Source organism: Pseudoalteromonas ardens (assembly GCF_030125445.1).
Classification (GTDB): domain Bacteria; phylum Pseudomonadota; class Gammaproteobacteria; order Enterobacterales; family Alteromonadaceae; genus Pseudoalteromonas; species Pseudoalteromonas ardens.
In genome coordinates, this window is record NZ_JASJUV010000003.1 from 208,896 (window position 1) to 224,032 (window position 15,137).

The 15,137-nt window shown below is 46.4% G+C and carries 3 protein-coding genes; all 3 read left to right on the forward strand.

Going from position 1 to position 15,137, the window contains the following annotated elements:
• Position 1: 1 nt before the first annotated feature.
• The 3 genes from QNM19_RS11695 (at position 2) to QNM19_RS11705 (ending at position 14,618) form a co-directional block, all read left to right on the forward strand.
• Positions 2–12,493, forward strand: coding sequence for a glycoside hydrolase family protein (locus tag QNM19_RS11695; protein ID WP_284026731.1), 12,492 nt, complete (start codon positions 2–4; stop codon positions 12,491–12,493).
• Positions 12,487–12,966 (forward strand): hypothetical protein, encoded by a 480-nt coding sequence (locus tag QNM19_RS11700; RefSeq protein ID WP_049866199.1) that lies wholly within the window; start codon positions 12,487–12,489, stop codon positions 12,964–12,966. The genes QNM19_RS11695 and QNM19_RS11700 overlap by 7 nt, the downstream gene beginning before the upstream one ends.
• 680 nt (positions 12,967–13,646) lie before the next feature.
• Positions 13,647–14,618 carry a transposase gene (locus QNM19_RS11705; protein WP_284026732.1) on the forward strand — a complete coding sequence of 324 codons (972 nt, stop codon included), beginning with the start codon at positions 13,647–13,649 and terminating at the stop codon, positions 14,616–14,618.
• Positions 14,619–15,137: the final 519 nt, after the last annotated feature.

Genomic DNA, 15,137 nt, shown 5'->3' on the forward strand with positions numbered 1-15,137 from the left:
TGTGGCCATTATTCGAGTTTTAATCGCTGTATTTTTAATTGCGAACAGTCCACTAATATGGGCCGTTAGCCAATGTAACAGCTCTGTTCCAAGTCTGACCATTATTCAAGGGAACGCCGCCAGCTTTACAATCCCCAATATTGATGAATTTACCACGAACCCGGGAGGGGGATTTGTTTTCGATTTCCGTCAGGGCGGTAAATTGAAGATTAACGGCGACACCACCAAGCGATATGTTAATGGACTGAGCTCGCAAGCTAGCTCCCCGACAGTGTCAATCGCTGATCTGAAGCCTGGTACCAATAATCTCATTCTGAATTGGACTGATCATTGGGAAAAAAACGACGCTAACCAGTCCAGCAGGGCTTATTCAGGGCAGTGTAAAATTACCGTTATTGTTGCCAAACGAACCTCCCCTGTATTTTCTGACCCGGTTATTGATGGCACGCTCAGTGATGGAAAGCTGGCTGCAGGTATGGATATCAGTATTGGCTTCAAGGTGAAGGATGAAGGGAGAGATATAAATAAATTTACAATTTCAGGCGGTCTGGTCGGCGCACAAGCTGATCAGGCGTGTAGCACCGATACGTATGATAAAAATCATACGCTCACCTGTAATTTAAGTTTGTCATCACCACCGGCTGGGGATTACAGCTATTGGGCATCAGTTCAAGATAATCAAAATAATAAGGCCCTTTCAAAAAGTGTTAAGTTTACTGTTCTGAAAAGGAACACCGAGCCCACAGTAACGATTAAAGGGATCGTGAATTCTGTAGAGCAGACAGGTAGCTTCATTGATGTTGGACAGGGAGACGAAGTTTCGGTTGTTGTTAAAGCCAGTGATGCAGATCAGGAGTCTTACAATGAACTGAATGAAGCGGTGTTCAGAGTCGGAAGTGGAAATTTCACTGGTTTTAGTGGTGGCGATTTGTGCACCAGCCAATCTGGATGCCGTGAGTATATCGGGGAGATTAGCCAGACTACCCTTGTTGAGGTGAAGGTGAGAGATGCAGCAGGTGCTGAAGCAACCTCTGGTCTTACCTTTAATTATGTGACCGCGCCTGAAGTACAAATCAGTGTGAGTAACGACGCACCGTTTTATGATCAAGCATTCACTGTTAAAGCCGAAGTCACTGATAGACACGGGTTCAACGCTGAAAATTCAGCTTTGATGTTATGTCGTGTTCCGAGCGGTAGTCGACTACCCAGGAATCAGGCGTGCGCGGGAAGTAGCAAAGTGGCAGATTGCAATGATGCTGCGGGCAACAATAATGTGTACTCCTGTGAATATACAGAAAATACCAAGCCAGATCAGACGCTCTCTCCAGGTGGATATACCTATTATACCTATGTCAAAAATCTTAAAGGATTACAAGGAAGCGAGGCATCCGTTAATGTCAATGCTCAGCCCTATTTGAGCACCCGAATTGAATATGTCCAGCCAAGCAATAGCTCTGTTCTTGAAGGTGACCCTGTAACATTTAGCGTAACAGCCTTTTCACAGAGCACACGGTCAGAGTCAATAGACTATGAAGATGTGCAATTTTTGCTGGATGGTTCGCCGGTCGATAACACAGACCTTAAGATTGAAAATGTCAGGCATTGTGACGTAAACAAACCGCAACCGAAGGATAAGATCCGACTCTGTACAGATAGTGATAGTAGCTTTGATCTGGTCTGGACGCCTGAGCAGGCATACCAAAATATCACTATTTCTGCACAACTGGTGGATAATGTGGGTAACGAGAGTCGCTCTGATTCCACTGTTTTGAATATTGTGTCACGTGAAAGCGTGAGCCCTTCGGCCCCACGTATTAACGTACAGCAAGCACCTGACAACATTCGCACTCGCGTGATCTCATTGTCAAATATCTACAACACCGCTGAGTTGGCAGTTAGTGCAAAGATAGGTAACCAGTCTGTAACGATTGAAGGCACAGGCTACAGCAGTGGAGAAGTATGGACAGGCCGGGTCACAACCAGCATCCAGAATCATGGTCAGAACCTGGTTGTAACAGCTCAGGGAAAACGTAGCTTAGATGGACGGCAATTAGCAGGACCCGCTGTCACTCATGATCACACTATTCAATACACTTTGCCCGACAAGTCACAGGTTTCAGTTGCGCTCAGAGAAGACAGCAGCACGCCGGGTCAGTACGTGTTAACTGTAGAGCACAGTGATACGAAAGAGCTCATTTTTGAGGAAATTGCTGAAACCGAGACAGTACTTTACAGGCCTGCTAGCAAAGAAGTGGTCACTGGCAATGAGCTGTTCTCAGACACAATCAGAGTAGACCTTGCCCGATCTCATGGTAAGAAGCTGTCCGTATGTGTTAAAGGCAGAAACTATCATCCTGAAGACGGTAAGCAGTTTCAGGCGACTTTCAGTGAGCAACAGTGTGCCAACAAAATTGTGCAAGACCCTGAAAAATTTACTTCAGGCGCGCCAGGCAAGCCTGATATTGCCATTCAGGGAGATCAAAAAAACTGGAACAGAGTGAATGTTACTGTCACGGGTGGAGCAAATACAGAGCGTCTGAATGTGCAGGCTACCTTGGACGGGGAGCCAGTGACCATTTCAGGTAGTGACTACGACCAAAATACAAGGAAGTGGACGGGCTATCTGGACACCCATTACGACCAAAAAGGGATGCAGCTGGAAGTTGAGGCCGCTGGGTATAAGACCGTACAAACAGACGATGGAAATTGGCATACTGAGCTACACGGGCCAACGGAGTCAGACACCTACACCATTACTTATCCCGCGCCTGCAACGCCAGATAAACCGACTGTTGAACTAGACGAACCGGTCAATAAATCAGGTCAGTATAGGTTAACAGTAAAGCGACCCGCAGCACTCAAGCATGCCAAAGCACTGGATATCGTTGCGTCATTGGATGATGTGTCTATAAACGTTTCCGACAGGATCCCTGTTACCGAGCAGTCAGTATCTGATCTTAGTTTTGACATAGCGACAGTTGAGCATGACCACAGCAAAAAGCTTGAAGTCTGCGTTAAAGCTGTGAATTACCATAGCATTGACGGAGCGCAAAGAGACCTCGTTTTTGGCGAGCAAAACTGTAAAAGTGAACGCGTTGACTATGGTGAGCCTGACGACCCCGGAGAGCCAGTAATTACCTTAACTCAGGCTGAGGTGGGTGTTTATTCTATAGATGTAGGCAATCTGAGCAAAGCCCATGCCCTGAACATCAAAGCAACGATGGATGGAGAAGTACTTGTTAAGGGTTCTGAAATAAAGTTTCAGGGCGTTTCTTACAATCACAGTGTCGCAACCAAGTATCAGCATCATGGCGCAACACTGACTGCGTGTGTTTATTTAGTTAGGTATCGTGAAATACTTAAAAATGGACGCATCGAGTATGATGAACATGCCCGCAAAGAGGGCAAAGCTGTGTGTCACTCCACCGTTGTGTCTCATCAACTACCCATCCCAGGTGTTCCCAGGTTCACGTATTTTCCCCAAGACGGTAAGGCTGCCGGGGACTTTCTGTTGGGCTGGCAAAACAGCGAAGATGCAGCCAGAGCATATTTCAAAGTAACCTCCTGGAAAGGGAGCGTTGCGGATAAGTTCAAAGATGATAACCAATTGACCGTGGTTAAATTCAAAGAGCAGTTACAGCACCGAATTAACAAGCCGGATCTGGGTCAGTTCAGTTATGAGCTCTCAGCCTGCAATATTCAGGACTTGTGTAGTGACGGCCATCAGATAACCGTCTCTAATGTTGTACCATTGTTAGAGCAGGCAACCTTGCAGGTACATAGTGAAAAGAGCGCAACGCTCACTCTAAATGGACGGTATTTTGACCCCCAATCGTCAGAATTGTTCATGCGATTGCGCAGCACCGGAGAAACATACAGCTTTAATAATGCCAGCCTGACTGTCACCGAAAATAAAGTTGAGACTGAGATTAGCTCACAGCATATCATCGACGGATATCATGATAGTGGCTTATATCTGGCTGTGAATAACGGTGTTTACCAGAATGGTGAACAGGTGATTACAGATACGGTGTTAGACGGCAGTGGCCTGGAAATAACCTCAGATTTAATGGGGCGCTCTGTGACTGTCAGTAATAATGGGTTTCTGTATGCCGGTACTGAGATGGGGTTATCAGCATTTAAGATTGAAAACAAAGGCCTCAGTCATCAATGGACTCATCTGACCGATCCTCAGCTAGCCAATGAGATAAATACAATCAAGGGAGTCGCGGCCACGCCTGTTGTGGTTAGTAGCCAGGGTTTTGATGATTTATATTTTGGCGCGCTAAACCACACTTTTTATAAAGTTCGCCACCAAATCAATGCGGGTTACTTCGCCGACCGACATCTTGAAAAGTGGCGATTTATGACCCGTGGAGCAATTTTAGCGCCAGCGCAGCTCGATACTGATAATAATGTCTATATTGGTTCAATGGACGAGGCTTTGTATTCACTGGATACAGATACGGGTCTGGCGAACTGGCATTACGCATTTCCCTATTCCGGCGGCATTGATGTGGCTCCTCAGCTCTCCGCATCCGGGCACATCTATGTGACGACAGTCGATGGCAACATGCATGAGATTGATCGTAGCATGATCAAAGCCAATGCAATTAAGTGGCAATCACTGGATGAACTCGCTGAAGCATTTGCAGACGAACTGGCTGAATGGGAATCTCTATATTGGCATCCGGGGCAATCTGATACGAATGCGATTGTTGTGGCCAAAGCTTACTATATTTTGATGCAAAGGCCGCCGACTAAGGCGCAGCTTAGCTTTTTGACGTATCTGCTGACCAAGGGATATCCGTTAAATGAAATTATTTTTACACTGATCAGCGGCAACCCTGAACTGGCCAATACCGATAATGCCGGGTTTGTGAATCGTTTGTTCGAGTACCTGACCGGTAATGAGCTTGCGTTAGATAGCAGTTTATCTTTGGGAGGCAAAACTCAGGCACAATGGGTCCAGGCTTTGAATTCCGGGGTAACCCGAGCGCAGCTGGTCTACCTGTTACTCAACACTGCAAATGCCGAGTACAGCCAGGTGGTATATAGCTCATTGTATTATTTTTATGGTTATTGTCTGGCCTCAAAAGGTTGTACATATTATCCAGACAGCGATGGAGATGGCCTGAATGATCAAGTTGAGCTGCTAACGGGCCGCAATCCTCTGGATCCAACCGATGGCCTGGGAACACCAACACTGAAATTGACTCAAAACATCAGTGGAAACCTGGTCTTTGAGGCGGAGTCGAGTGGTGATATTGACGAGTATCAGTTTGAATTAAGCGTAAATAACCAGAGTTTTAATTTAACGCGGTACTTTGAAGCAGAGGATAATCACCCAAGCAGATCATCTTTACCCGGCGACCAAAGTGAACTGTATTATGCGCTGGCGAATGGTGAGTATCGTTTCAGGGTCAAAGCTTGTATCCGCATATCTCTGCCGAATAGTGCGCAGGATAGACACTGTAGCCTGAATTACTCAAACGTAGAGTTCTTACACTTAACTAACAGTGGCGTCGATGCGCCCATTAGTTTAGTCATGCCCTATCACCAGGCAGGTAAATCAGCGCCGTCGAACGAAGTTTTGACAGCCAGCGCCCGGTTTGCCGCCACGTTAGGCAGTTTCAGAGTCAGTGAATCCGGTGCCGCGAATTATAGTTTGCCACTGATGGTTCCTGAAGGGATTGCAGGTGTGACTCCACAAGTATCGCTGAATTACAGTAGTCAAAGTGGTGATTCAAATGTGGCGCTTGGCTGGAGTTTGGAAGCGGGGTCTGCCATTAGCCGATGCAGGCAGACAAAGGCACAAGATGGCCAGTTTAAAGGGCTTACCCTGGACACAGATGACAGGTTATGCCTGGACGGCCAGCGGCTCATCAGTACCGGTAAGCAGCACTATGACAGTGGCTTTGCTGTGCTGGACAGTTACATAACAGAAATAGATAGCCAAATTAGAGTGGTGAAAATCAGTACTAATTCGGGCATTAAATTTATTGTGCAGGGTAAAGATGGCTCCGTTAAACAATATGGAGGAAGTCCGGATCTTGAAATTCGCTTGAAAGATTCTGATGACAATGATCAAACGCTTAGTTGGTTGTTACACAAGGTGTATGACAATCTGGAAAATGAAGAAACGGCCATTGAATATCACTATAAACGCATCGCTGATAATGATCATCACGAAACAGTTTTATCTAAGATAACCTACAGTGACAATCGTATTGAGTTTGGCTATCAAAGTGGGCCTGTCAGAGCCTCGGCATATGTCGATACGGCGATCACAAGCCAGCTGGCCAGGCTGTCTAATATCCGGATGCTTAACCATCATGGATATGAACTATCAGAGTATCAGTTCACATTTAGTACCTTAGCGGATGGCCGCCGTACACTGGATGAGGTGGCTCAGTGTCGTGGAACGATCTGCAAGCGTCCCGTGAAATTTCGCTACAATGACGCCGCGACGGCGCTCAACTTTGACAGCGCCACTACGCTTCTTTCTGCAGGGCAGGCAAGCACTATAGCCGCTTTTTCACTGGCGGATTTACAAGGTGATGGCAAGCCTGAAATGGTGGTTCTATACAGAACCGCCACACACCGTTATGTACTGTGTGCCTACGAAGGCACGCATCAAACAGATTGCCGGGATGTAAACAGAGAAGATCACGATGAATCGGTGGCGATTGCTATTTACGACCATGACAATGACGGGCGGCAGAGTGTCCTGATCAACATTAAATCGCGTAAAGACGGTATCAATCGACCTTACTGGCAGCAATTTGGTATTGAGAACCACAGCTGGGAGCAGCAAACATTACCTTTTGAAAAACCAAACTGGTTTATGCGTGAGCTGAAGCTGGCCGATATGAATGGTGACGGATACGCCGATGCGGTGTTCAAAAATGAGCAGGATGCAGCGGATCAGTATATCTACGCGAGTGTATTTAACACCCAGACTAAACGTTTTGATAAACCTGAAATACTGGATGCAGACATAACGAGTGTGAACGCCGACTTCACCGAAAAAGGCAGCGACTGGGTGCTGTTGGATATGAACTTTGATGGTCTGGCGGACATCGTGTCGTTCAAATGTCGCCAATTCACTCACTGCGATGAAAACAAAGTGAATCGCCTCTATGTGCATTACAATCAGGGCATGTCTGCACTCAATCATTTGAGTTGGTTCAATACCTTTACTGCCAGTCAGGTAACCACCGGGACTGAATTAAAACACCTGACCCCTGCTGATATTAATGGCGACGGCTTGGTAGACCTGATTTATATGGACACCAGCGCCAGCGATGAGGAGGTGAAACGCTGGAAAGTGCTCATTAACCAGTCCAGTGAGCGAGTAGAGTTTGAAGCGGTATTCGTGCAGGAAGCACGCAGTGACACAGGAGGTGCAGGGCTTGCAACGGATAAGTTTGCTCCCATCGTCGCGGATGTTGATAAAAATGGCCGTGTTGAACTGTACTTCAAAAGCAATAATGGTGCACTGTGGTTCGCTTATGAGTGGTCACCGGAGCTGCAAACTTTTGTAAAGTCAGACCACCACTTTAGTACTCCGGACATCTCCCCTGAACAAGGTGACTATGCTTTTTATGCTGATCACAATGGGGATGGCGTTGCAGAAATACTATACAAGAGCAAGAAGCACCTCAAAATGCGTTTTAACCAAACGCAAAACCCTTATGAAGGCATGCTCGCTGAGATCACACAAGGCGCAGGAAATAAAACCAACATTACTTACGGGCTGATGAATGAGCCTGCGGTGTACTCTGAGCTTGATGAGGTACTTGATGAAGATGCGCGTTTGTTTCAGCAACAGGGGTTGTTGGTAACAAAAGCCATTTCGGCTATGCCTTTAGTGCAGCGTGTTACCTCAGACAGCCCTGCCTCTGACAACAGCCTGCTGAGAAGTTCGGTAGATTATCATTACCGGGGCGCACGGGTACAGTTTGGTGGCCGGGGCTGGCTGGGCTTTAAGCAATTGGAGACATCGACGGACAAAGCGGATAGCACGGGTACTTCATACACCTTTACGACAACAACGCAGTACCATCAAGCGTTTCCATTAACCGGAATGCCAAGTAGTACACGAAAACAGTGGCAGGGGAATGAGGTGATTTCTGCGGCGCAGAATACCTATGAAGTAAGAAGCTTTGCGCCGTTAGCCAGCGGGGCAAGTGCTCATCAGGTATATCAGTCATTGAGCAGAGAATGCAGCGCGCGGATCGATAGCAATATGTTCATCAGCGGCTATGCCTGCAACGCCACGTCGATTACTCAGGACGAATATGCCAATGTTACTCAGACAATTACGACACAGTATGATTCAGATATTGATTTTGAACGGTTTGTAACCAGTGGGGGGAATGCCACTCTACTTTCCAGTGTTACAACCGTAAATACCTATGAAAGCAGCGACACAGGACTTCGGCTGGGGCGTCTGATTTTAAGTGAGGTAACCCATGAACAGCCAGAGATGACGGCACTGACAAGGCGCTCTGAATTTGAGTACTACGATGAAAGTAGTGACCATGCATGGATGCTCAAAAAAGCAATTACGGCAAAGGGACAAGGGTGCCATCTGGAGCTGACTAAAACCTATAGCTATGATGAGGTGGGCAATACAACAAAGGTGTCAACGGAAAACTCCGGGTGTACTGAGGGCAAGCAGGTACGTTATCTGGAGACCGTTTACGATGACGAAAAGCGCTACCCGAAACATACGAAGCAGAATTACTACAAAAGTGGTGAGTATGACCCGCTCAAGCAGCTGGAAATCACAGGTGATGAGGTCACAAAGCGCAATGCATTTGGCCAGCCCCTGGTCGTTGAGTCTCCCGGTGGCAGCCGGACGGAGTTTATTTATGACACCTTTGGCAGCCAGATAGGTAGCTATCAGAATACGGGCGCACAAAGTTATCGCTATGCAACTGCCTGTGATTTGCCTGGCTGTGATATTCAGCTTGAGAAGTATGTAAATGGTGAGTTGGTTCAGCGTGATAGGGTCGATAGGGTTGGGCGCACCTTTGAAACACAAACGCGTACAGTACTTGGCAACTGGCTGAGCACACGATACAGCTTTGACAAATATGGCCGTGCTGTGACTGTCAATGCGCCAGATCAACAGGCTGTGACCACGCAGTATGATGTTTTTGACAGAGTGACACGTGTACAAGACCCTAACGCAGATATTACGACGGTAAATGAGCAGTTTGGGCTGACATCGACGGTTACTTTGACAGGCAATGTGCCTGAAAATAGCCAGTTCAGTAGTACGACCTACAATGAGTCTGGGCAGGTTATATCCGTTGTTGATGCCAACGGGAATACCTTGTCTTACGGGTATGACGTGTTAAATCAGCGCGTGTGGACCCGCTCATCAGCAGATGGCAACAGTAAGGTAGCAGAAGTCAGTTACGATCAACTGGGGCGTAAGACGCAGCAAAAAACCGTTGATTTGGGTACCTGGTCTTATACCTATAACGCCTTTGGTGAACTACTGTCACAAACCGACGCCAGACAGGTTAAGACCCATTTTGAGTATGACTCATTGGGCCGTAAAACTCGCCAGTGGCAAACTGTGCCGGACAGCGCTTACCGTGATTCAACATCGGTGTTTTTGCAAACGGATATTATCAACGAAGGGGCCAGTGAATGGCTGTATGGAGGCAGTGCAGAGACTTACTTCCAGCTTAAAACTGCGACCCAGGGCAACGACTGGAAACAGCATTATTATTACGACCACTTTGGCAGGCTGGTGTCAACCCTGACAGGGTTATCGGGCACCACTCGCTGTGATGAGCATGTCACATTCAATACCCGGGCGAATGACCTGAGGCTTAAAACAGAGCCGAACAACCCGCTCATAAACCCAATAACCAGCTTGTGTGTTATTCAGCAAACGGCGTTTGACGAATATGGTCGGGTTAGTATTCAGCTTGATGATTATCGTCGCTCTGGGGCAGGGCGATACTATGAAGCCAGAGGTATACGCAACCACTATCAATATGGCCAGCTTAAGTCTCGTCAGGAGGCGCGAGAAGGGACACATGGTGAGGTGTATTACAACCTGACCGGGCTTACAGCACGAGGACAGGTTAGCAGCTATGAGAAAGGGCATATCGCGGTAAAACTGGGCTATGCCAGCAATGGCATGATTGCGAGCATCAGTACACAAGGCAACTACAGCTATGTACAAAACGAGCATTATGAATTTGATGGCCTGGGCAATCTGACCAAGCGGACGTTAACGAACCGGGACACAGAGCGTTTTGGCTATGACAAGCTTAATCGGATAACACATATCAATGGTAGCCCGCACTTCAGTTATTCGGCCAGCGGTAACCTGTCAACCAAGCTTGATGGCAATAAAGAGTGGACACACCACTATGGTGGCATTGGTATTGCGAAACATGCCCTGACGACCCGGGAATATCAGAAAACTGTTTCGCAAGACGGTATTGGTGGCCCGATAGACAACCCCTTTGGTGGTGGAGCACAGGTGCACTCGTCGAGTAATTTCAGTGTATTCGGTGGCTCAGCAAACACATCTGTACACACTGCGACTGAAACCAGCGCGTTTGCTGGTGGTTTCACACAACCCAGAAAGGTCACGGTTTACGAGCGTTTTAAATATGATGCCAACGGCAATCAGACGCAGATGCAAACAGCAGAAGGGCTGATTGTGGATACGCGTGATTATCGGACGCTGAAATACACGACGAGAAATAAAGTCAGCGAAGTGACGGGCAACTCAGAGACGGTGCAATTTGCCTACGATGCGCACAACCGTCGTTATAAACGCACGGATAAGCATCAAACGGTGTACTATGTTGGTGCGCTGGAGCTAAGTGTCGACAACAGTACAGATGAGCATTACGTTAAACGCTACATTGGCAATGACGCAATGCAAATCTATTACAGCTCAGGTACCAGTAAGCTACAGTGGCTGTTTACAGATCACCAGGGTTCCATTGTCGCGGTAACCAATGCGTACTATAAACTGCTCAAACGATTCAGCTATGACGTATTTGGTAAACAGTCGACATCGGCCTTTACATTCCAGGAGCGCAATAGCGGGCATGTTGCATTACACCTGACCTTATCTGTATTTAACTCCGTACCACCGAACCTGCGCGGCTATACCGGCCATGAGCCAGTTTCACTGGGTGGGGACAACCGCATCATTCATATGAATGGTCGGATCTACGATGCAGATACCGGACGCTTTATGCAGGCGGATCCGTTTATTCAGGCGCCTTCGAACTTGCAGAATTACAATGCTTATTCTTATGTGTTGAATAATCCTTTGTCGTATACGGATCCTAGTGGGTATTTGTTCTCTAAGCTTGCGAATGGATTTGCAACTCGAAATGCGATGAAATCCTCTGCCGACGTATTTGGTCCTGAGCTAACAAATATAGTAGGTAGCTTGGTTGCGTATAATGCAGGCGGTCCATTAGGCTCAGCATGGTGGTCTTACAACTTTACTCGTGCGATGGGTGGGTCTCCATCACAAGCATTTAGAGCAGGTGCAATAGCCGCTTTTACGGCAGAGGCCTTTAATCAAATTGGCAAACATTTTTCTGCTTTAGGCCAATTTAATAAATTGCATATAAACAAGGGGTTATTAACAAAATTCGGTGGAAATCTGTTGACCTCAGGACAAATAGCGGCACAAATTACAGCGCATGCTGTGGTTGGGGGGGTATCTTCCGTTTTGAGTGGCGGCAAGTTTGGTCATGGGTTTGTGAGCGCAGGTATAACCAAGGCTGCGGGTGGTGCGTTCCTGCCAGGTGGCGCAGGCCTGAGTGCTACCCAGATAGCAAAAGGCACGGTAGTCTCGTCGATTATTGGTGGTACAGTCTCGGCGATTACGGGCGGTAAATTTGCCAATGGTGCTCGTACTGGGGCCATGCAGTATTTGTTGAATCAGGCTGGGGAGTCGGTTAGGGAGATTTATGCGGCATTTGGAATCCGAAGTGAAATGGCTATGAGTGCTAAAGGAGCAGCTCTACTGAAAAGTGTAGAGGAATTAAGTCTTATTCCGTATGATGATCAAACCAATGAAACGATTACTTCTTGGGTTAAAGGGGCAACAATTGGTTATGGACACTTAATAAGTAAAAGTGAATGGTCTTTATATAAAGGTGGTATTACAGCTGCACAGGCTGAAGCTTTATTCTTAGCAGATCTTTCAAAATTTGTGACTGCTGTTAATGACTCTGTGGTCGTCCCTCTTTCTCAACAACAATTTGATGCGGCAGTAATGCTCGCTTATAACATAGGTGTGGATGGGTTTTATAATTCTTCAGCTTTGGCATTGATGAACAACCCTAACGCGAGTACTGAATATTCTGGATTACAGTCTGCGTGGAAAGCCTGGAAATTTTCTCAGGGGAAAGAAAGTAACGGCTTAATTAATAGGAGAAATGCTGAGTGGAATATTTATTCAAATGGGGTTTATAAGAAATGGTGATTTTGACAAGGGCTTTTTACTTTTTACTTATTAATTTTTCTGTTTTCTTATCTGTACATTGTTTTTCCGCTGTTGAATTGGAGGAGATAACGCCATTGCTTGGTAAATACAAGGTTGAATCAATAGAAAGGTATGGAGGTGGCCTGACAACTAAGCAGCAGGCTTGGAAAAGAGTTGGTTCTGATGCTACTCTCTCGAATGAAGTTATATGTATATTGGATATTAAGATCGTAAATCCTATTTTTAAATTTGTAGAGTACCCAAAAAGTTTGGAAGGGAACATTCCAGAAATAAAACTAAGTAATTTCTATGGGATTGGCTTGAATCGACAGAAAATAAAGGTTCTAAGCGTTTTTGAGCCTGAAGATACTGGTGATGAACCCTTGATAAGGCTAGAAGTAATTGGCGATAGAATTTTGTTTTTGTTTGATGGGTGGGCTTATACTCTCAGAAAAAATGATTCTAACAAGTAACTAAAGCTACAAGTTACAAGGCAGTTAGAAATAGCTTAAGGTGACACCCATTCAAAATTGGCGCTCAGTGAGCGCTTTTTTCTGTGCAATCACGCCAGCGCGGTGTGCAGTGTAAATCAGCGCTGGCATGCACAACAGACCAGCCATGCAGTTATAAGGACACCCACCCTAAACTGGCGTACGGAATGTACGCCGTCTACCTTAGGTAATGCTCAATGGATTGAGGATGCTAGGGAAGTTATAAGGACACCCACCCTAAAGTGGCGTACGGAATGTACGCCGTCTACCTTTAGGTGATACTCAATGGGTTGAGGATGACAAATTATGCCAATGGCAAGGAAGACGGCGGTTGATTAGACACCGAGCTAAAACTGTCGTACCAATTTAGAACATAGCGTCGAATCCTGCACAATAAAACTAGAATTAACAAGGACACCCACCCAAAATCGTAGACATTCAGTTCGGATTTTTGGGTGGGTGATTGAGATAGACGCTTCGAAATCGGCGTTGGGATTAGGTTGAATGGACACCCACCCTAAACTGGCATGGGGAAGCTACGCCGTCTGGGAGTTGAATGGACAGCCACCTAAGGGGTTGAATGGACACCCACCCTAAACTGGCATGGGGAAGCTACGCCGTCTACCTTTAGGTGATACTCAATGGATTGAGGATGACAAATTATGCCAACTGCAAGGAAGAAGCAGGTCAGCTTATCAGACACTAAGTACTACCACTGTATATCCCGGTGTGTTCGCCGGGCATTTCTGTGCGGCGCAGACTGCGTAACGGGCAAGTCTTATGAACATCGGCGAGACTGGGTTGAGGAAAAATTGCTGACCCTTGCTAAGGTGTTTTGCATTGATGTGTGTGGCTACGCGGTTATGAGCAATCATACGCACGTTGTGTTGTATGTGGATGATAAGAAAGCGCAAAGGATATCAGACAGAGCAATCGTACTTCGCTGGCATAAACTGTTTAAAGGGAACTGGCTGACGCACAAATTCATAAATGGAGATGAGCTGAGTGCATCCGAGTACAGTATGCTGGCAGCTGATATTGCTGAATTCAGACACCGTCTTGCGAGCATCAGCTGGTTTATGCGGGTGCTTAATGAAGACATTGCCCGCAGGGCCAATAAAGAAGATGGTTGCACAGGTCGGTTTTGGGAAGGACGATTTAAGTCACAAGCCTTGCTGGATGAAGCGGCATTGGCAGCGTGCCTGGCTTATGTTGACCTGAACCCAGTCAGAGCCAAAATGGCAGAGACACCGGAAACGTCAGACTACACCAGCATTAAAAAGCGTATTGAGCATGCACAGCAAGGCAAGCAACCCAAGAGCTTACTGCGTTTTGCAGGTAATCCAAGAAAGCACATGCCCAAAGGACTGCCGTTTGAGCTGGCTTATTATATTCAACTGGTTGAGTTAACAGGCCGATGCATGCGTGCAGATAAGCGGGGTTATATCAGCGATAGTCAGCCATTGCTGACACGATTGCAAATAGAGCCAGACAACTGGCTCAAGCTCACTACGCAATTTACGAAGGTCTTTCATGGTGCTGTGGGGCGAAAGCAAGCGATGACCGATTACTCTGAACATCTTCGCAAAAGGCGACGAGCCAATTTGACTCAGTGCGAGCGGTTACTGGGTTAACACTTTTCCTTTAGTGCCATTTAAATTTATCCAAGCTCAGGCTTGGGTATGTTCTCGTATTGTCCGAATCTGATTATTTACCAGCATTTCATACTTAAACTTACAAGTTTCACTATTGGAAGCCTGGCATTCAATAGTCTTGCATTTCGACTTTGAAATTGTCCACAATTGGTGTGTGAATTTACTGGTGGGTGTCACTTAAAATAAAATTGCACCCCAAATGAATAGGCTTTTGAATATGTTGAATAGAGAAGACAAGTTATAAGGACACCCACCCAAAACCTTAGACATTCAGTCTGGGTTTTTGAATAGGTTGAATAGAAGGATTTTCAGAGACACCCATTCAAGATTGGCTTGCAGTTGACAACTTTACTGGTGGGTGTCTCTGCAATGCTTTCGTCCGAATCTGATTATTTACCAGCATTTCATACTTAAACTTACAAGTTTCACTATTGGAAGCCTGGCATTCAATAGTCTTGCATTTCGACTTTGAAATTGTCCACAATTGGTGTGTGAATT